The sequence below is a fragment of the Aeromicrobium sp. YIM 150415 genome (genome assembly GCF_016918125.1).
In the GTDB taxonomy this organism is placed as follows: Bacteria; Actinomycetota; Actinomycetes; order Propionibacteriales; family Nocardioidaceae; genus Aeromicrobium; species Aeromicrobium piscarium.
In genome coordinates, this window is sequence record NZ_JAERWM010000014.1 from 56,671 (window position 1) to 75,223 (window position 18,553).

Genomic DNA, 18,553 nt, shown 5'->3' on the forward strand with positions numbered 1-18,553 from the left:
GCGCTACGCTGCGATCGTGGTCACCCGCCAACAGCAGATCGTGGACGTCGCGGCGGAGCTCTTCGCCGAGCGGGGGTTCCACGGCGTCTCGGTACAGGACATCGGCGAGGCGGTGGGCATCTCCGGTCCCGCGCTCTACAAGCACTTCTCCGGCAAGGCCGAGCTATTGCAGCACTCGCTCACCTCGGTCAGCGACCGGCTCCTCGCGGAGGGCACACGGCGCGCCGATGAGGCCCCCGATGCCTCAGCCGCCCTCGACGCGCTCATCGACTGGCACGTGGAATTCGCGCTCACCCATCCGGCGCTCATCGTGATCCAGGAGCGCGAGTGGTCGACCTTGGACGCCGCCTCACGAGAGCGGGTGCGCGAGACGCAGCTGGCGTACATCGACGTGTGGGTCGGTGTGCTCCGCGAGCTGCGGACGGACCTCGATCGCCCGGCCGCGCGAGCGAGCGTGCAGGCGGCCTTCGGCCTGCTCAACTCCACGCCGCACTCCGCCCGCCTGAACGACCGGCAGATGCGCGCCCTCCTGACGCAGATGGCCCACCGCGCCCTCCTCGGCCCCTGACCCTCCGGGTCCGACTTTCGCCGGGTTGTGGCCCTTTTCACGGCGCCCCAGGGGCCACAGCCCGGCAAGAGTTGAGCGTCAGCGGCGCGAGTCTCGGGGGCTAGGACGGCTCGCCGAGGGCGACCGGCGGACGCCGCCGAGTGATGCTCGCGATCGCGACACCGGTCATCATCACGACCGCACCCACCGCCTCCAGCGGGGTGGGCACCTCGTCCTGCACGGCCCATGCCGCCGCGATGCCGACGACGGGGACCAGCAGGATGAACGGCACGACGGACCCGGCCGGATGCCGGGAGAGCAGTCCGTTGAAGATCGTGTACCCGATCAGCGATGCACCGATAGCCGTGTAGGCGGTGCTGGCCGCGGCGCCCCAGCCGAAGGCGGACACGGCATCCGCGATCGCCGCGGGACCGTCGACGAGCAGTGAGAGCAGCAGACACGGCACCGGCACGACGAGCGCCGACCACACCACGAGGGACAGCCCCGAGGACACCTTGGCCTGTCGCGCGACGACATTGCCCACGGCCCAGGAGAACGCCGCGCCGATCGTGATGACCACCGGGAGCACCGGGGCTCGCAGCCCGTGGGCGATCGCCACCAGGAGCAGACCGGCCGCGCCGACCACCACCCCGATGACCTGACGGGTCGCCGTGCGTTCACCGAGCGCGGCCCAGGCCAGCACGATCGTGAAGATCACCTGCGCCTGGAGCACCAGCGAGGCGAGCCCCGAGGGCATGCCGGCCGCCAACCCCAGGTAGAGCAGGCTGAACTGTCCGAGGCTCATGAAGGCTCCCACAGCCACCACCGATTGCCATCGGGCCCCTGGTCGCGGCACGAACAGCACGAGCGGGAAGGCGACGAAGGCGAAACGCACCGCGAGGAACAGCAGCGGGGGCACGCCGCTCATCCCTTCGTCGATGATGACGAAGTTGAGTCCCCAGAGCACCGCGACGAGCACGGCCAGGGCGCTGTCGCGTGCCGGCACGCTCCCACGATCTCACCGGGCTACGACAGCGCCGGCCACGGCATGGGCTCGGGCGGTGCGTCATCCCGTACCTCGCGTCGTGAGGTATGGGATAGCGCACCGCCCGAGCGGCGAGGTCAGAGGCGGCGGAAGGCCCGCCACGAGACGAAGGCGGCGGCGAGGGCGACGAAGATCGCCGTGCCCGAGGTCAGCTGCACGCCGAGATCGAAGGCGTTCCGGGCCGATTCCGCGAGCTGTTCGCCTAGACCGTTCGGATACTTCGCGGCGTACTGCATCGTGCTGCCGAGGGTCTCGAAGGCATGCCGCTTCTCGCCGTACGCCAACTCCGCCGGGACCGTGAGCTGTGCCCGGTAAGTGGCAGTCAGGATGCTGCCGAGCACCGCCGTACCCAGCACCGCTCCGACCTCATAGGCCGTCTCGGAGATGGCTGAGGCCGCGCCCGCCTTCTGGGGCGGGACGCTCGCGAGGATGAGGTCATTCGTGAGTGTCTCGGCGATACCGATGCCGATCCCCATGATCGCGAAGGCGATGAGCACGCTCATCACCGTCGGATGTCCGGTGAACGCGGCGATCGTGTAGCCGAGGGAGGAGGCGACGAAGCTGCCGCTCACCAGCACCCGGACCGGGAAGCGCTCGACGAGACGCACCGCGACGAAGCCGAACACCACCGTGACGATCAGACCGGGCAGCAGCACCGTGGCCGCCCGCATCGGCGACAGCCCGATCACGAGCTGCAGCAGCTGGGATCCGAAGAACAGGAACCCGGCCAGACCCATCAGGCTCAGCATGTTGGCCACGATCGCGCCGGTGAAGACCCGATTCTTGAACAGGGTGACATCGAGCATGGGATTGTCGCGCTGCTGCTGCCGGCGCACGAACAGCCAGCCAGCGCCGATCGCCAGGCCGATCGAGGCGAGGGTCACCGAATCGAGCCCGGCCTTGGCGCCGTGCTTGATCGCGAAGACCGCGGGCACCATGGCGAGCATCGACAGAGCGATCGAGGCGAAGTCGAGGGGCCCCGGGTTGGGGTCGCGAGACTCCGGCAACAGGAACAGCGCCAAGGGCAGGAAGACGACGATCAGCGGCACGTTGATGAGGAAGACCGAGCCCCACCAGAAGTGCTCGAGCAGCCAGCCGCCGACGATGGGGCCGAGAGCGGCGCCACCGGAGAACATCGCCGCCCACGTGGCGATGGCGACGCGGCGATCGCGGGCGTGGTCGAAGACATTGCGGATGATCGAGAGCGTCGAGGGCATGAGGGTCGCGCCGAAGAAGCCCAAGAGGGCCCGGGCGAGGATGAGCGCCTCCGGGGACTCGGCCCACGCGGCGAACAGCGAGACGACCCCGAAGCCGCTCGCGCCGATGAGCAGCAGCCGGCGACGGCCGACGCGGTCGCCGATCGAGCCCATCGCGATGAGCAGACCGGCGAGCATGAGCGCGTAGATGTCAACGATCCACAACAGCTGGTTCCCGGTGGGCCGCAGATCCGTGCTGATCTCCGGCAGCGCGAAGCTCAGGACCGTGTTGTCGACCGACACCAGGAGGACGGGAATCATGAGGACCGCGAGGGCGAGCCACTCACGGCGGCCGGCACGGACCGGCGCAGAGGTATCGATCATGGTCATGAGCTTTACTGTACCGTCCAGCCGGTACAGTACCCAAATTCCCTGGTATATGAGCTATGCCACGTACACTGAGCCCACCCCGCCTCGCTTCGCTCACGGGCGTGTACTCGCTCGCCAGTGAGGGCGCTCAGCGCCCGAACGTGAGCCCGCGAGGAACGAGCGGGCGAGGCGGGATACGTAAGCTCACCGGCTTGCGTAACCCGCCTCGCTTCGCTTCCATCGCGGCTACGCCCCTTCTGCGATGGCTCCATTAGTCACTCGCTGGCGCTCGCTCCTTGGCGGACGGGGTCCCTACGGTCATCGCTAGACTCGGCGCATGCCGGCCGAGGAACCCTCCACTCGCGACAAGCTGCTCGACGCCTTCGAGACCCTGCTGGTGACCGAGGGGAGCCGCTCGGCGACACTCGACAATGTCGCCGGGGCGGCCGGGGTCTCCAAGGGAGGACTGCTCTACCACTTCCACAGCAAGGACGACCTCGTCGACGCGATGCTCTCTCGCATGCAGGAGATGGGTGAACGCGATATCGCCGCGATGCGGACGGCGCCGCAAGGACCCGTGGACTACTACCTGGAGACCTCCGTGGACTCCGGCTCGGCCTTCGATCGCGCACTGATCGCCGCCGCCCGCATCGCCCAGGAGAACGACGAGCGGGCCGGCAACGCCCTCGCCTCGCTGCGAGAACAGTGGTTCGCGGTGCTCAGCGAGCATCTCGGCGACGAGGCCCTCGCCCGCACGATCCAGCTGATCGGCGACGGCCTCTACTTCGACGACACCTCGGGATTCACCCATCCCCAGGCGCTCGAGCACGTGCGCGACGTGCTCGCCCGCCTGGACTTCTAAGAGATCAGCGCGGGGCGTCGAGCGCTGGGCGCTCCTGCAGCTTGCGGCCGGCCAGCCGGCGAAGACCCCACCAGGTGACCTTCCGCATCGCCTCGAGGATGATGTCGCCGCTCATCTTCGAGGTGCCCTTCTCCCGGTCGCGGAACTCGATCGGGATCTCCACGATGCGGGCACCGAGATCGCGTCCGCGCACGGTCATGTCGATCTGGAAGCAGTAGCCGCGGGCGTTCACCGCGCCCAGGTCGTAGCGTCGCAACAGTTCGGCGGAGAAGGCCCGGAAGCCCGCCGTCGCATCGTGCACGCCGAGCCCCAGCATCAGCCGGGCGTAGGTGTTCGCACCCCTGCTGAGGACCTCCCGGTGCCGCGGCCAGTCGACCACCGAGCCGCCGCGCACCCACCGCGACCCGATCGCGAGGTCCGCACGTCCTGAGCGCACTTCCTCGATGAGGGCCTCGAGCCGGCCGGCCGGGTGCGAGCCGTCGGCGTCCATCTCGACGAGGACGCCATAGCCACGCTCCAGCCCCCAGTCGAAGCCGGCGATGTAGGCACTGCCGAGGCCGCGCTTCCCGGACCGCTCCAGTAGGTGCACACGGTCGTCCTCATAGTCACGGGCGAGCTGGGCCGTGCCATCGGGACTCGCATCGTCGACGACCAGCACATCGGCATCCACTGCCAGCAGTACGCGATCGAGCGCTTCGAGGATGTTCTCGCGCTCGTTGTAGGTCGGCACGATCACCAACGCACGAGTGCCCTGGTCCATGGCGGCGTCTCCCGGAGGTCGGTAGCGGTCACGATTGCCGACTCCCCAGGCTCGCGGGAGTCACAACCCGCCCACGGTACGCCAGGGGTCCTCAGCCCGCTCGGGATCGTGCCGATCGACCCCGATCGGCTCCGCGAGCATGGTTCGGCCGGCGAGCTACTGTGGGAGATCGGCCGGAAGACCGGCTCTCGTCGTCCCGTCACCGAAGGCAGCCGCCCCGTGCCCCTCCCCCTTGCGCGCGCCGTGCACACGCTGTGGGATCGCGTCGTCAGCTACGCCCTCAAGTTCGGCGTGGTGGGTCTCATCGGGCTGGTCGTCGACGTGGGTCTGTTCAATCTGCTGCGCTTCGGCCCCCTCGGCGGCGAGACCTGGGTGACCACCGCCCTGGGCGCGAAGACGGTGAGCACCTCCGTGGCCATCGTCTTCAACTGGGTAGGCAATCGCTACTGGACCTTCCGTGCCGAACGGCGTCCCGGATGGTTCAAGGAGTTCCTGGAGTACCTGGTGGTCTCGCTCGGCGGCATGGGTGTGAGCCTGCTGTGCCTGTGGTTCAGCCATCACGTGCTCGACCTGACCAGCGCCCTGGCCGACAACATCTCCGCGAACGTCGTGGGCCTCGCCCTCGGCACGATCTTCCGCTTCGTGCTCTACCGGTACTGGGTGTGGGGACATCACCGCGAGGAGGTACCGGTCTCCGGCACCCGGCTCGAGCGCGCCGAGAAGGTCGTCTTCACCGGCAGCGACGCCGACGCGCCTCATCCCACGATGTCGCGCCAGAGCGATCCCGCCGACTCCACCTGAACGGCACCGGCGCTCCACACCGCGATGTCGCGCGTGAGCGCGTCCGCATCGGTCGTGGCCACGCGATAGGTGACCCGCTCGTCGTAGTGGGCGTCGATCACTTCCCCCGCCTGCCGTAGGCGGTGCTCCAGCGGGCCCGCCTCGTTCATCGGCACCTGGACCCGCACGATGTCGAGGAGGCGACGCTCACGGGTGCCGGCGACATCGAGGGCCGCCGCGGTCGCGTCTCCGTAGGCGCGAACGAGCCCACCGGCACCGAGCAGCGTGCCACCGAACCAGCGGGTGACGACGGCCACCACATCGCTCAATCCGTGTCCGTTGAGGACCTCCAGCATCGGCCGACCGGCCGTGCCGGACGGCTCTCCGTCGTCATTGGAGCGCTGGAGGTCCGCTCGTGGCCCGATGACGAAGGCGGTGCAGTGGTGCCGAGCGTCGCGGTGCCGGGCGCGGATCTCCTCGATGGTCGCTCGGGCGTCGTCCTCACTCTGCACCCGGCGGACACACGCGAGGAACCGAGACCGCTTGACCTCGATCTCGGCCTGAGCCTCATTCCCGACCGCGAGGCCGAGGGTGCGGTACGACCTCAGCGGCGCCGCAGCTTCAGGAAGATGGACGGACCGAAGTCACGACCGGCGAGCGGACGCTGGGCGAGCTTCTCGACGGTGGTCATGACCCCGATCGGCAGGTACTTCTTCAGGGTCTGGCTGCGCAGATTGCTCACCGAGAGCTTGTCGCTCAGCTGCAGTCCGGCCTCCGAGAGCTGCCCGACGACGGTGTCGATGTTGTGGTTGACGAAGGCGATCGCGTCGGGCTCGTCGACCGGGGCCGTGCGGATGCTGACGGGCTCGGTCGGGAGCGGCTGACCGAGCTTTTTGTACTTACGACGGTTCTTGAAGTGGCCGAGGTTGGCGACCTCGATGATCGCGGTGCCGCCGGGACGCAACACACGCGCGATCTCGGCGAACTCGTCCGCCGGGGCGGGCAGGTGATGCATGACGCGGACCATGGTGATGAGGTCGAGCTCGCCGTCCTCGAACTTCAGGTCATCGGCCTGCATCTGGACCTGAGCGATGTCGGTGCCCTCCAGCAGCTTGGCGGCGGCCTCGAGCTGGGTGCGGCTCGGCTCCGCGAGGGTCACGCGGTCGGCGTACTCGCGCAGCAGCAGCGACAGCCGACCGAAACCGCCACCGATGTCGGCGGCGGCGGCGAAGCGCTGTCCGTCCAGCAACCGTCGGATCGCGATCTCCTCGGCGGCATGCTCGTAGTCCCGGTTGTCCCAGTACTTGGTGTAGTCGTAATCGCGGTCGTACTGGTCGGCGACCTTCTTGCGCTTCTCACTCACGGCACCACCCTACCCGGGCCCCGGACGACTCAGCCGAACGTGCGGGGGCCGAAGGCCGGAGCCTCCTTGGCGGTGCCGGCGCGTCGCGCCTCCCGGGTGTTGGCCGAACGCATCATCGCCTGCTGGAAGCGGCGTTCGAGACGGAATGCGCGGCGCGGGGTGGACCGGCGCGTGCGGTCCATGAGCCGTTTGCCGGCGGCGACGGCATCCGGCGAGCGCTCCAGGATCTGATCGACCAGCTCCTCCGCCGGGACCGAGGGATCCTCATGGACCCCGGAGGCGACACCGTAGTCGACGGCCTTCTCGCCGGAGAAGACCTCGCCGGTCAGTACGAGCCGCTTGGCGACATCGGCCGGCACGAGATCACCGAGGGGAACCGAGCCGCTCATGTCGGGGACGAGGCCCCACTTGGCCTCCATCACCGACCACTGGCAGTCCGGTGTGGTGAAGCGGAAGTCCGCCGCGAGCGCCAGCTGGATGCCCCCGCCGAAGACGTGTCCGCGGGTGAGCGCGATGACCGGGACGGGCAGTTCGCGCCAGACCCAGAGCGGGCGCTGGAATCCGTTCGTGCCGCGAAGGGGGTTGGCGAGGAAGCGCCTGGCCACCTCGCGCTTGCGGGTCAGGACCGCACCGAAGTCGAGGCCGGCGCAGAAGGAGGAGCCGCGTCCTTCTAGCAGCACCGCGCGGACGCCGCGCTCGCGTTCGATCGTCGCGGCGGCGTCGACCAGGCCGTCGAGGAGGTCGAAGGTGATCGCATTGAGTTTGTCGGGCCGATTGAGCCACACCCGGGCGATCGGTCCCTCGATCTCGGTCTCCACCTGACGCTCGCTCATGAGCACACCCTAGTGTCCTGCGCCCCACCCACGGACCGAGTGCGGCGCGAGACGGCGCTCAGGTGGCCAGGACGCGGGAGAGCACGACCTCGACGGTGTCGTGAAGTCCCTTGACGGTGGCGACATCGGCCGGCCAGCCGGGACCCGCGAGCACGACGGTGGTGTCGTCCGCGAGCCGGTCGAGCACCGCGATCACGGGGTCGCGGGGAGGCCTGGTCATCGACGCCCAGAGGAACAGCACCTGCGGACGCACCGCGGTCAGGACCGTCTCCAATGCCGACGCGGGCAGTCGCGCGCCGAGCTCCACCGAGCTGATGCCGTGTTCGCACAGCGCGGCCTCGAGCGCCACGACGGGGAGCTTGTGCTGGTCGTCCTCCGCACTCGCGACGATGACCGAGGTCGGGCGGTCGAGCTCGGGCAGCGTCTGACGGCGCGAATGCGCACGCAAGGCGCTGAGGACGCTCGAGCTGGCGAGATGCTCGCCTTCCACTCCCAGTCGGCCGTCGGCCCAGCGCTCGCCGATCTCCACGAAGGCCGGCACGAACACGTCGTCCCAGGCTTCCACGGTGCCGAAGGTCTCCAGCGCGGTCGCCGCGACCTGGTGGAGCGCACGAGCGTCGAAGGACTGGGTCGCCTCGACGAACTGCTCGGCGAGGCGACGCTGGTCGGGTGTCGGCTCGGCAGCGGGGACGATCTCCGTCGCGGATGCCTGGTCGCCGACGAGTCGCTTGGCGACCTTGGCCGCTTCTTGGGCGGTGACCCCACGCGCCAACAGCCGACGCATCAGATCGACGCGGTCGATGTCGAGCGCGGAGTAGCGGCGATGGCCTCCGCTCGTGCGCAAGGTGGGGCCGAGACCGTAGCGGCGCTCCCATGTGCGCAGCGTCGAGGCCGAGATGTCCAGGCGCTCGGCGACCATGCCCACGCTCCAGGTCACGTCGGCAGCACCGCGCCAGTGGGCAGCGGTCGAGGCCTCGTCAGGATCCGCGGGAGGGGGCGGGTCGGGGGTCATCACCATCTCGATCAGTTTAGAACTTGTTCACGGCCTTGCCATGTGAATAGGTTATGAGTAAGTTTATCGGCACGTCATCACTCGGGGTTGAGCAAGCAGCCACGACGTCCCACAGTTCGCACGTGGAAGGCAGCAGCATGGTGAACATCAAGCGTCTCCCGTCCCCCATCATCGAGTCGTACGCCTGGCAGTGGGAGGGCGCCTGCATGGGTGCCGACTCCTCGGTGTTCTTCTCCCCCGAAGCCGAGCGTGGCGCCAAGCGACATCGGCGTGAAGAGGCCGCCAAGGCCGTCTGCGCCACCTGCCCGGTCATCGACCAGTGCCGCGAGCACGCCCTGCGCGTCCAGGAGCCCTACGGCGTCTGGGGCGGACTCACCGAATCCGAACGATCCAAGCTGCTCGAGCAGCGGATCGCCAGCTGACGGCGAAGGGAGGACCATGTCTCTGGAAGGCAAGTCCATCGCGATCATCACCTCACAGGTCGGCGTCGAGAAAGTCGAACTCACGTCCCCCCGAGAGGCCATCATCTCGGCTGGAGGCCGAGCCGTCCATGCCGCCCCCGCCTCCGACGATGTTCAGTCGATGGTCGGCGATGTCGACAAGGACGAGACGTTCGCCCCGGACGCCACCATCGCCGATCTCTCGGTCGATGACTTCGACGCGGTGGTGATCCCCGGTGGCACCGTCAACGCGGACACCCTCCGTCTCGATGACACCGCACTCGGGTTCATCAAGGCCTTCGCCGCGGCCGGCAAGCCGATCGCCGCGATCTGCCACGGCCCCTGGGCACTCGTCGAGACCGGGCTCACGCGGGGCAAGACGCTGACGTCATACCCGAGCCTGCGCACCGACATCGTCAACGCGGGTGGCCAGTGGGTCGACGAGACGGTCAAGCACTGCACCGCAGAAGGCTTCGACCTCATCACCTCACGCAATCCCGACGATCTCGAGGCGTTCAACGCCACCATCGTGGACGTGGTGGGACAGCGATGAGCGGCAAGGACTTCGCGGGTGCGGAGGCCGAGGCGAGCACCTCGGCAAAAATCCTCTACAAGCCGGTCGGCATCGTCAGCTCGATCATCGCCGGTGTCGTGGCGGGCTTCGCCTTCAAGCAGATCTGGAAGCGGGTGAGCCCCAATTCCGAGGGAGACGCCCCGGGCCCGCTGGAGTCGGAGTTCTCGCTCAAGGAGATCCTGCTGGCCGCCGTGCTGCAGGGCGCGATCTTCTCCGTGGTGAAGGCCCTCGTCCAACGCCAAGGCGCGCGTGCGTTCCAGAAGGCCACCGGCGAGTGGCCCGGTAACTGACCCCGTCCCCTCACTTCCCCCCTCACTTCCCCGTCACGAAAGGCATCATCATGTGGAGTCTCCTCGTCTTCCTGCTCGTCGGCCTCATCGCCGGTTTCATCGCACGCGCTGTCGTCCCCGGTGACGACAGCATGGGCGTGATCGGCACGATCATCCTGGGCGTCGTCGGCTCGTTCGTCGGTGGCTCGATCGGCGCCGTCATCAGCGGCGACGGCTTCGGTCTCGGCAACACCGCCGGCATCATCGGATCGGTGATCGGCGCGATCATCGTCCTCATCGTGTTCAACGCGGTCACGGGTCGCAAGAAGGCCTGACCCGCGCCACCCGATAAGGGGCCGCCGACCACCCGGTCGGCGGCCCCTCGTCTACGCGGCTGCGATGTCAGTGGTCGGTTCTAGAGTGCTGTACATGAGCCTGCGCCCCGTGATGATCACCTGTGACTCCACCGACCCACTGCCACTCGGCCGCTGGTGGGCCGAGCAGACCGGAGGCGAGGTCATCGCCGAGAACGACGGCTGGTTCTCGGTGGTGCAACTGAGCAGCGGCCCCCGCCTGGCCTTCCAGAAGGTCGCCGATCCCACACCCGGCAAGAATCGTGTCCATCTCGATCTGGAAGCCGATGGCGATCTCGACGACGAGGCCGCGCGACTGGTGGCGTCGGGCGCGGAGCGTCTCGATGAGCAGACGATGGGCGATTTCCGTTGGATCGTCATGGCCGACCCGGACGGCAACGTGTTCTGCATCTCGGGCGCTCACTGACGACGCGCCGCGTGCGTCGGCGGAGGCGGCGCGAGGAGATAGCCGGCCGACGGGTCGCCATAGACCCGCAGCGTGCCCGCCTCATGACGCCACCGCCAGGCGAGATCCGCACAGACGATGGCGTCGATCTCGTCCTCGACCCGGTCCAGGTCGACCTGCCGGCGCGCGCCCTCCACCGCGGTACGCAGCCGTGCCCACACCGGTGACGACATCAGACGGAGCCTGCGCACACTCTCGAGGAGCCCGAGCAGCCGACTGAATTCCTCGCGCCGTTCATCGATCATCCGCCCGCGCCCGCGCTTGTAGGCGAGCCGGTAGGGCAGGGCGAACAGTCCCACGAGCGCCGCGTGTGGATAGACCTCGACGCAGACGACGCCCTCCACGCGCCGCGGATCAGTCGTCCAGCCGTGTCGACGAGCCAATAGCTCACCGCGCGGCGGGTCGAACCACGGACGCCCGCGGTTGGTGGCGTGGCAACCGGCACCGTAACGGCCGAAGGCGGAGGTCACCTCCGCCTCACCGGAGCGCATCCCCGTCTCATTCGGCACGAGCAGCGGCGCGTCCACGGCGACGACCGCGAGGTCACGCGGCGCGAGCCACGCATCGATCTCGTCATCGGTCCGGACACTCGCAGTGTCGACCAGCGCTCCGGAGCCATCGAGTGCCGCCAGGCCGGTGCGCCCGCGCTCACCCCAGGCCAGGTCGACGCCGACGAACTCCACCGCACCATCGTCCCCGATGGCACACGACCCGGCCCGCCGGGCGAAGCCGGTCACCAGCCGAGTCCTGCCTCCTCGTAGATGCGCTCGACCTCGTCCATGAATCGTTCGTCATCGCTGATCGCGGCTCCAGCTTCCTCGATCCGCTGATCGACCTCATCGGCGACCTCCCGGTAGCGTGCGGCCCAGCGTTCGTCGTCGAGACGCCAGTATCCGAGGGTGCGGTAGCGGTCCGCGGGCAGTCCGAGCGTGTGACGCAGGTGCCTACGTGCGAGACGGCAGGCAGTGTTCTCGCCGCAGACCCACGTATATCCTTCGCCGGCCGGGGCAGCGAACTCTTCGACGGCACGCAGCAGGGCCGCGCCGACGCGAGCCGGATCGGGCTCATGGGTCCAGCGCAATTCCACGTCACCCGCGGAGACGAGTCTCTGCTCGTCTGCCGGCGTGGGTACGACGATGCTGGCGATGAGACGTTCCCCCGCCGACAGTTCCTCGATGACGCGACTGGCCGCGGGAAGTGCCGTGATGTCAGCGGCGAGGTGGCGCCAGGCGACACCGGCGGGCGGGGCATATCCGCCACCGGCCGGTCCTAGCGCCAGCACGTCCCCGGGTCGGGCCCGTTGTGCCCAGTTGGTGGCGATCCCACGACCGTGGACGACGAAGTCGATATCGACCTCACGAACATCTCGGTCGAGTCGCCGGATGGAGTAGTTGCGCATCGGCGCATCGACGCGGCCGGCAGGAGTGACCTGCAGTCCGTCCACAGTCTCCGGGATCACCGGCTCACGCTCGCCAGGATGTGGGAACAGCACCCGGCAGTAGTCGTCGGGATACCCGTCGGCCTCATAGTCGCGCAGATCGTCGCTCCTCAGAGTGATGCGGATCATCGCGGGCGTCAACCGCTGGACATGGGCGACGGTGGCCCGCACATACGTCGTACTCATGAGCTCTCCTCACATGGTGGTGGCGCCCCCGCGGACCGAGCGCGGGGGGTGACATGTCCTCCCTCGACGCCCAGGACGACGTCGAACAGGTCGAGCGCGGCCTCACGGTGGGTGACGACCACGACGGTGAGTTCGGGCCGTGCGCGCAGCAATGCGTCGAGCAGGCGTGTGTCCGTCTCGAGGTCGAGGCTCGCCGTGGGCTCGTCGAGGATCAACACGTCGGCGCGGGTCAGGACCGCGCGGATCATCCCGATCAGCTGCCGGTCGACGGCACCGATCCCGGCGGGATCCAGCGGTGCGTCGAGTCCTCCCGCGGCTTCGACCCACGAGCCCAGACCGAGAGCGGCGACCCCAGCAACCGGGTCGGCATCCTCTCGCAGGAAGAGGTTCTCGCGCAGCGTGCCAGGGATCAGATGATGCTCCTGGGTCACCAGGGCTATGGCCCGGCCGCCCGTCGAACTGACGGCACATGGCGCTGGAACTCCGCCAACCGTGCTCACACCCCGGTCAGGTGCGTAGAGACCGGCGAGGATCTTCGCCAGAGTGGACTTCCCCGCTCCCGAGGGTCCTACCAGAGCAGTTCTCGACCCGGCCGGAAGGTCGAGATGCAGCGACTCGAACAACGCCTGCCGCCCCGCATACTCGAACGTGACATCGGTGAGACTGAGTGCGCCATCGCGAGGAGACGCGGTGCTGCCGGTGTCGGGGGAGGTGCCCGCGACCTCGATGAAACGCCGCACCCGCGCCCGCGCCGACTGAAGCGCGCCGAGGATATCGCCCAGATCGCTCGTGCTGGCGAACAGCGTGCCGGTGGCGACGAGGAAGGCGGTGACGGTGCCGGCCGTGATCAACCCCGCGGCGGTGAGCACGCCGCCCACGAGGAGAAGCGCGGCCAGCACGAGACTCTCGAGCGCGGTCAGCACGGGCAGCGTGTTCAACGCGCGAACGGTCCTGGAGACAGCGTCGAGCAGCCTGCGGTTGAGTCCCGCCACGCGCCGGGACCACCATTCACGAGACTCGCGTCCGCGAAGGGAGACGGCGACGGTGGCTCCTTCGACGACCGTCGCCGTGAGGTCCGCGAGCGCCTCCGCCTCCGCGCCGAAGGCCTCGTCGGCACGACGCTGGAAGCGCATCATCACGATGATCGCCGCGGGCAGGGCCAGGGAGACGACGAGAAGGGTGAGCTGCCACGAGTAGGTCGTGAGGGCCGCCAGACTGACGATCAGGTACACGACGGTGACGATGAGACTGCTCAGTCCCGAGGCGGCGAAGTCGGCGACCTCCTCGACCTCCGCACTGCCGCGGGAGAGCAGGTCCCCGGTGCGATGAGCCTCGAGCTCGCACAGCGAGGTTCGTGCGAGCCGCTCCGCGTAGGTGCGCCGTAGAAGATGGCCGAGCCGCGACGCGACGCCGGTCAGCAGCATGGCCGCCCCCCAGCCCGCGACGACGTGGCAGGTGACCGCGGCCGCGGCGAACGCGGCCGCCGACACGATGGCGCCGGACTCCCCGGCAAGAGCCAGATCGACGACACGGCCGGTGAGCAACGGCAACGTGGCGAGGGATGCAGCGGCCAGGAGAGCGCAGACGATCGCGAGAGCGATTCGCTTCGCATCCGTCCGCAGGAAGGGGAGCAGGAACCTGATCTCTCTCATGGCGTGCTCCGGGTCTCCAGCTGCACGGTCGACTCTTCACCCGATGTCACGCCGGCCCTCACCCGGGCCTCGGAGACCGGATCGAGGGCACTGGTCGCGTCATCGAGGACGAGGACCGCCGGCTCGCCGATCAGTGAGCGGGCGATGCCGATACGCTGCCGCTGCCCACCGGAGAGCCCCGCTCCTCGATCGCCCAGGAGGGTTTCCCATCCGTCGGGGAAGGCATCGATCTCGTCGAGGATCCCGGCGCGGCGGCAGGCTTCGCGGAGCGTCTGCACGGTGACCGCTCGACCCAGGGCGATGTTCTCGGCGATCGTCCCGATGATCAGCACCGGATGCTGGGGCGCGAGACGGATGCGTTCGGCGACGGCATCCTCGGCAGCATCAGCGAACTCGATACCGCCGAACCCGATGGTGCCCCCATCAGGAGCTTGGACGCCTGTCAACAGCCGTGCGACCGCGCCACTGTCCGACACCTCCATCCGCTGGTGCGCCCCCGGGGGCAGCTCGACGTCGACGATGGATGTCTCGCCGTCCCGCACCCCCTCGGCAAGCAATGTCCCGGACTGCGGGAGACGCCGGCCCGTGCGCGAGGGCGGCGCGTCGAGGATCTCCGCCAGCCGAGCGGCGGCTGCCGCGGCCGAGCGGCGACCCGCATGTTGCCGAGACAATGCCGAGCATTGGTCGGCGAGCAGGATCATCCAGCCGGAGAAGGCAACCACGGTACCGACGCTGAGGCGCTCGTCGGCGGCCGCGAGCCCACCGACCAGCAGTCCTGCGACCCCGGCCGCCAACGGCACGGCGGACGCGGCAGCCGACCAGAGTGCGACTAACCGTCCAGTGGCCAGCATCGAGGCGGCCGCGTGCTCGGATGCGTGCCGATGACGGCGCAGGAACGGCGCCTCTGCGCCGAGACCGCGAATCGTTCCAAGTCCGGTGAGCAGCTCCTCCAGTCGTTGGGTCGACGCGCCCATCGTCCGCGCGGCCACGGCGCTCCGGCGTTCGTACCGGCGGGGGAAGGCCACGCCGGTCAGGAAGGTGAGCGCGGCCGCGACGATGGCAAGGCCGCCCAGGATCGGATCGAGCACCGCAACGGCCACGATCACACCGGCGACCCCGAAGATCAGACGGATGCTCGACACGACGCCCGACAGCCACTCCCAGATCTCATCGGCATCCCGGTTCAGCCTGCTGCTGAGATCACCGGACGATGTCCTGTCGGGGCATCGCAGGACCGCCGCCGCGACCTCTGCCCGCAGCAGGCCGACGGTACGCGCACCGGCCATCCAGGTGACATGCTGCTCGGCCTGACGCACTATCGTCGCGGTCACCCCGAGAACTGCCAGGGCGAGGGCCGAGACGATCACCGCCCCCGCGTCACCGCCGATGAGTCCCTCATCCAGTCCGAGCTGCATCACCAGTGGGATGGCGACCAGCGCGAACTCCCCCACGGCACCGAGGGCAGCGCCACCGACCACCCCGCGCCGGGTGTGGCCGAGGGCCTTGCTGAGCAGCGCGGATCCAGTGGACATCTCAGGAGACGTCCCCGGTCAGCGGGCGATCTCAGCCAGACGAGGGACCAGGATACGCAGCGCGTACTGCACCCACGGCGGCGCGGCGGCACGGATCAGCTCCACATCGTCGCGATCGGTCAGCGCCAAGTAATGGCCGTTGCGCACCGCCGGAATGCGCTGGAAAAGCTCGCTGGCCTCGACCTCGGCACGCACGGCCTCGTCGTAGTAGGCCACCACGAGGATGTCGCCGTCGAAGACGGTCCAGTTCTCCGCCGGCACCTCGGTGTAGTCATCCGCGGCGAAATCCGACACCCCGGGGGCACCGGTCAGACCCAGCCCTTCGAGCATCCCGAGATTCAGCGTGGCGCCGGTCATGTCGACGAGCGTGCCTGGGGACCCGTCGGAGACGACGGAGATGGTCTTGCCGTCGAGCTCGGGGAACTCCTCCGCGGCGTCCGCGACCATCGCCTGGGTGCGCTCGATGAGGTCCTCGGCCTCGGCCTCGCGGTTCAGCGCGACACCGACGGCGCGGGTCAGCTCATCCCCCGTCGCGCTATAGGGCATGGAGAGGGTGGGAGCGACGGCGCTCAGCTGCCGATAGGGCTCCTCCTCTAGATCGAAGCCGCCCAGCACGAGGTCGGGCTCGAAGGCCAGCGTTTCCTCGACGTCGTATCCGTCCGGGTTGTAGCCGATGATCTCCGGCTGCTCACCGTCGAGCATCTCGCGGCGCCACGGCGATGAGCCGTCGTCCTCGTCGTACCACTGACCCATCGCAACGGGAGTCACCCCCAGTGCGATGGCGATGTCAGACTCAGTGTTTCCACTGGCCACGACCCGCTCGGGGGTGCCGGTGAAGGTCACGGTGCCGAACTGATCGTCCACGGTCCTCGTCTCATCGCCGGACGCCGGCTCGGGATCGGCGGGGGAACACGCGGCAGCGAGCATGACAGTCAGGGCGACAGCGGTGGTGACGCGAATCAGGGAGCGGTGCCTCACGGGATTTCCTTTCGGGATGCTGGTGCGGGGGGAGCGGACAGGCGTAGGTGCCGACCGATGGGAAGGACGTGCGGGGTTCCGGCGACCTCGTCGCGTACGACCTTCGCGTCCAACCCGAAGGCCTCGGCGAGGAGGGAGTCGTCGACCACGTCGTCGGGTGCGCCGTCGCGGAGCACCTGCCCCGAGCGCATGACGACGATGCGGTGTGCGTAGCGGGCGGCGAGGTTCAGGTCGTGGAGAACCATCACCACACTGCGTCCGTCGTACTGGTTGAGATCGGCGAGGAGGTCGAGCACGTCTAGCTGGTGTGCGAGGTCGAGGAAGGTGATCGGCTCGTCCAACAACAACACGCCGGCATCCTGCGCGATCACCATCGCGATCCACGCGCGCTGGCGCTGTCCCCCCGACAGCTCATCGAGCGGTCGGGTCGCGAAGGCGGCACAGCCGGTGACGTCGAGTGCATGCCCTACGGCGTCTTCATCCGCCCGCGACCACGGTCTCAGCCAGGACTGGTGGACGTAGCGGCCGCGGGCGACGAGGTCGGCGACCCGGATCCCCTCCGGTGCCACCGGAGCCTGCGGCAGCACGGCGATCCGCTTGCCGAGGGTGCGCTGGCTCAGCCGCCGGATGTCCTGCCCGCCCAGAAGAACGCGACCACTGGTCGCGGGCAGCAGACGCGCGAGTCCGCGTAGGAGGGTCGACTTCCCGGATCCGTTGGCCCCGACGACGGCGGTGACCGTGCCCGGAGCCAGTGTCAGATCGACACCGGAGACGATGTCGGTCCGCCCGTATCCGAGTGCGAGTCCCTCGGCACGAAGCTCTACGGAGAGCTGTTCAGCCATGGCCTACTCCCTTGCCGCGCAGCAGCACCCACAACAGCACCGGTGCGCCCAGCAGCCCGGTGACGATCCCCACGGGCAGACTGAGATGGCCGATGCCCTCCCGTGCGATGAGGTCCGATGCCACCATCACGGTGCCCGAGACGATGCCGCTCATCGCCAGCGCCGGCCCCGGCGAGCCGATGAGGCGCCGGGCGATCGGCGGGCCGAGAAAAGCGATCAGCAGCACGGGACCGGCGACCGACACCCCTCCGGCGCAGAGCACACAGGCCAACACGATGAGCGTGATCTGCCAGCTCCGGGTGCCGACTCCAGCCGAGCGCGCCACCTGATCGCCGAGCTGGAGTACGCCCAGAGGACGAGTACCGACGTGCAGCGGGACGGCGAGGAGGAGCAGGAGGCCGGCGATCCCTGCGACGTGCAGCCACCCGCGACCGGAGATGCTGCCGCTGAGCCACCTCAGCGACTGCTCGATCCGGCCGGGGTCGAGACGCGCGAGAACGACCCCGATGACGGCACCGAGCGTGGCCTGCAGCCCGATGCCGACCAGGATCAGCCGCATCGGCGATACCGAGCTGCGCAAGGAGAACGCCGTCACGAAGGCCGCTGTCACGAGGGCTCCCCCGAATGCCGCGGCCGGGACGAGCACAGCGCTCGATCCGATCGTCGCGATCACCAGCACCGCGCCGAAGCTCGCTCCGGTGCTGATCCCGATGATGTCCGGGCTCGCGAGGGCATTGCGGGCGAGGGACTGGAACACCGCCCCCGATACGCCGAACGCCATCCCGACGCCGAAGGCCACGGCTGAGCGCGGCAGCCGCAGCTGCTGCACGACATAGACGGTCATCGGATCGCCGATGCCCACCGCCCCGAGCGCCACCTCGGCGACATTCAGGTCATAAGACCCCCTGACGCTGGCCAGGCAGACCAGCAGGAGGCTGAGCAGGATCAGGGTGGCCCCCACTGAACGCTCGCGCCGACTCCGAGCGCGCCGCCAGCTGCGCACTGACTCGGCAGTGCGGGGCGATCCGGTCTCGGAGGACGTGATGGTCATCGCGT

At 68.9% G+C, this 18,553-nt stretch carries 22 protein-coding genes; 8 read left to right on the forward strand and 14 right to left on the reverse strand.

All coding sequences use genetic code 11. The annotated features are described in order from the left end of the window. Positions 1–16: 16 nt before the first annotated feature. A complete protein-coding gene (locus tag JL108_RS09960; RefSeq protein WP_205198144.1) occupies positions 17–568 on the forward strand; it encodes a TetR/AcrR family transcriptional regulator in 552 nt (183 codons plus the stop codon). A gap of 100 nt (positions 569–668) precedes the next feature. On the opposite strand, the gene JL108_RS09965 is transcribed toward JL108_RS09960, so the two are convergent. Continuing rightward, the gene (locus tag JL108_RS09965; RefSeq protein WP_307837236.1) at positions 669–1,553 is read right to left on the reverse strand and encodes an EamA family transporter; all 885 of its coding nucleotides are present in this window, start codon (positions 1,551–1,553) and stop codon (positions 669–671) included. A gap of 116 nt (positions 1,554–1,669) precedes the next feature. Beyond that, positions 1,670–3,178, reverse strand: a complete 1,509-nt coding sequence (locus JL108_RS09970; protein WP_205198145.1) for an MFS transporter — start codon at positions 3,176–3,178, stop codon at positions 1,670–1,672. A gap of 316 nt (positions 3,179–3,494) precedes the next feature. Here JL108_RS09970 and JL108_RS09975 point away from each other — a divergent pair, with 316 nt between their 5' ends. Then, positions 3,495–4,019 carry a TetR/AcrR family transcriptional regulator gene (locus JL108_RS09975; protein ID WP_205198146.1) on the forward strand — a complete coding sequence of 175 codons (525 nt, stop codon included), beginning with the start codon at positions 3,495–3,497 and terminating at the stop codon, positions 4,017–4,019. 4 nt (positions 4,020–4,023) lie between these two features. Here JL108_RS09975 and JL108_RS09980 read toward each other — a convergent pair whose 3' ends face one another. Then, positions 4,024–4,779, reverse strand: coding sequence for a polyprenol monophosphomannose synthase (locus JL108_RS09980; RefSeq protein WP_205198147.1), 756 nt, complete (start codon positions 4,777–4,779; stop codon positions 4,024–4,026). A gap of 108 nt (positions 4,780–4,887) precedes the next feature. On the opposite strand from JL108_RS09980, the gene JL108_RS09985 reads away from it, so the two are divergent. Continuing rightward, entirely contained in the window at positions 4,888–5,580 is a 693-nt protein-coding gene (locus tag JL108_RS09985; protein ID WP_205198148.1) for a GtrA family protein, read from the forward strand. Here JL108_RS09985 and JL108_RS09990 read toward each other — a convergent pair. The 4 genes from JL108_RS09990 to JL108_RS10005 are packed head-to-tail and all read right to left on the reverse strand — an operon-like array spanning position 5,535 to position 8,773. Next, positions 5,535–6,167, reverse strand: a complete 633-nt coding sequence (locus tag JL108_RS09990; RefSeq protein ID WP_205198194.1) for a YigZ family protein — start codon at positions 6,165–6,167, stop codon at positions 5,535–5,537. The two genes, JL108_RS09985 and JL108_RS09990, sit on opposite strands and share 46 nt — an antisense overlap. After that, positions 6,164–6,922 (reverse strand): bifunctional 2-polyprenyl-6-hydroxyphenol methylase/3-demethylubiquinol 3-O-methyltransferase UbiG, encoded by a 759-nt coding sequence (locus JL108_RS09995; RefSeq protein WP_143914722.1) that lies wholly within the window; start codon positions 6,920–6,922, stop codon positions 6,164–6,166. Before JL108_RS09995 ends, JL108_RS09990 begins: the two co-directional genes overlap by 4 nt. A gap of 29 nt (positions 6,923–6,951) precedes the next feature. Further along, on the reverse strand, positions 6,952–7,755 hold the full coding sequence (locus JL108_RS10000; protein WP_205198149.1) for a crotonase/enoyl-CoA hydratase family protein: 804 nt from the start codon (positions 7,753–7,755) through the stop codon (positions 6,952–6,954). A 58-nt stretch (positions 7,756–7,813) separates the two neighbouring features. Further along, a complete protein-coding gene (locus JL108_RS10005) occupies positions 7,814–8,773 on the reverse strand; it encodes a MerR family transcriptional regulator (RefSeq protein ID WP_205198150.1) in 960 nt (319 codons plus the stop codon). 131 nt (positions 8,774–8,904) lie between these two features. On the opposite strand from JL108_RS10005, the gene JL108_RS10010 reads away from it, so the two are divergent. From JL108_RS10010 to JL108_RS10030, 5 genes are all read left to right on the forward strand, one after another. Continuing rightward, positions 8,905–9,189, forward strand: a complete 285-nt coding sequence (locus JL108_RS10010; protein ID WP_087622429.1) for a WhiB family transcriptional regulator — start codon at positions 8,905–8,907, stop codon at positions 9,187–9,189. A gap of 16 nt (positions 9,190–9,205) precedes the next feature. Continuing rightward, positions 9,206–9,760: a type 1 glutamine amidotransferase domain-containing protein gene (locus tag JL108_RS10015; protein ID WP_143914719.1), complete on the forward strand. Its 555-nt coding sequence runs from the start codon at positions 9,206–9,208 to the stop codon at positions 9,758–9,760. Beyond that, positions 9,757–10,071 carry a DUF4235 domain-containing protein gene (locus JL108_RS10020; protein WP_205198151.1) on the forward strand — a complete coding sequence of 105 codons (315 nt, stop codon included), beginning with the start codon at positions 9,757–9,759 and terminating at the stop codon, positions 10,069–10,071. Before JL108_RS10015 ends, JL108_RS10020 begins: the two co-directional genes overlap by 4 nt. 50 nt (positions 10,072–10,121) lie before the next feature. Next, on the forward strand, positions 10,122–10,385 hold the full coding sequence (locus JL108_RS10025) for a GlsB/YeaQ/YmgE family stress response membrane protein (protein WP_205198152.1): 264 nt from the start codon (positions 10,122–10,124) through the stop codon (positions 10,383–10,385). Positions 10,386–10,479: 94 nt separating this feature from the next. Further along, the gene (locus tag JL108_RS10030; protein WP_205198153.1) at positions 10,480–10,830 is read left to right on the forward strand and encodes a VOC family protein; all 351 of its coding nucleotides are present in this window, start codon (positions 10,480–10,482) and stop codon (positions 10,828–10,830) included. Here JL108_RS10030 and JL108_RS10035 read toward each other — a convergent pair. From JL108_RS10035 to JL108_RS10065, 7 genes are read right to left on the reverse strand one after another with little or no spacing between them, the layout of a single operon-like run. After that, positions 10,824–11,606, reverse strand: coding sequence for a DUF429 domain-containing protein (locus JL108_RS10035; protein ID WP_205198154.1), 783 nt, complete (start codon positions 11,604–11,606; stop codon positions 10,824–10,826). The two genes, JL108_RS10030 and JL108_RS10035, sit on opposite strands and share 7 nt — an antisense overlap. Then, positions 11,603–12,493, reverse strand: coding sequence for a siderophore-interacting protein (locus tag JL108_RS10040; protein ID WP_205198155.1), 891 nt, complete (start codon positions 12,491–12,493; stop codon positions 11,603–11,605). Before JL108_RS10040 ends, JL108_RS10035 begins: the two co-directional genes overlap by 4 nt. Next, complete coding sequence (locus tag JL108_RS10045; protein ID WP_205198156.1) at positions 12,490–14,145, reverse strand: ABC transporter ATP-binding protein; 1,656 nt, start codon at positions 14,143–14,145, stop codon at positions 12,490–12,492. Before JL108_RS10045 ends, JL108_RS10040 begins: the two co-directional genes overlap by 4 nt. Beyond that, on the reverse strand, positions 14,142–15,677 hold the full coding sequence (locus JL108_RS10050) for an ABC transporter ATP-binding protein (protein WP_205198157.1): 1,536 nt from the start codon (positions 15,675–15,677) through the stop codon (positions 14,142–14,144). The genes JL108_RS10045 and JL108_RS10050 overlap by 4 nt, the downstream gene beginning before the upstream one ends. An 18-nt stretch (positions 15,678–15,695) precedes the next feature. Next, positions 15,696–16,655 (reverse strand): ABC transporter substrate-binding protein, encoded by a 960-nt coding sequence (locus JL108_RS10055; RefSeq protein ID WP_205198158.1) that lies wholly within the window; start codon positions 16,653–16,655, stop codon positions 15,696–15,698. Continuing rightward, entirely contained in the window at positions 16,652–17,497 is an 846-nt protein-coding gene (locus JL108_RS10060; protein ID WP_205198159.1) for an ABC transporter ATP-binding protein, read from the reverse strand. Before JL108_RS10060 ends, JL108_RS10055 begins: the two co-directional genes overlap by 4 nt. Then, positions 17,490–18,548 carry an iron chelate uptake ABC transporter family permease subunit gene (locus JL108_RS10065; protein ID WP_205198160.1) on the reverse strand — a complete coding sequence of 353 codons (1,059 nt, stop codon included), beginning with the start codon at positions 18,546–18,548 and terminating at the stop codon, positions 17,490–17,492. Before JL108_RS10065 ends, JL108_RS10060 begins: the two co-directional genes overlap by 8 nt. Positions 18,549–18,553: the final 5 nt, after the last annotated feature.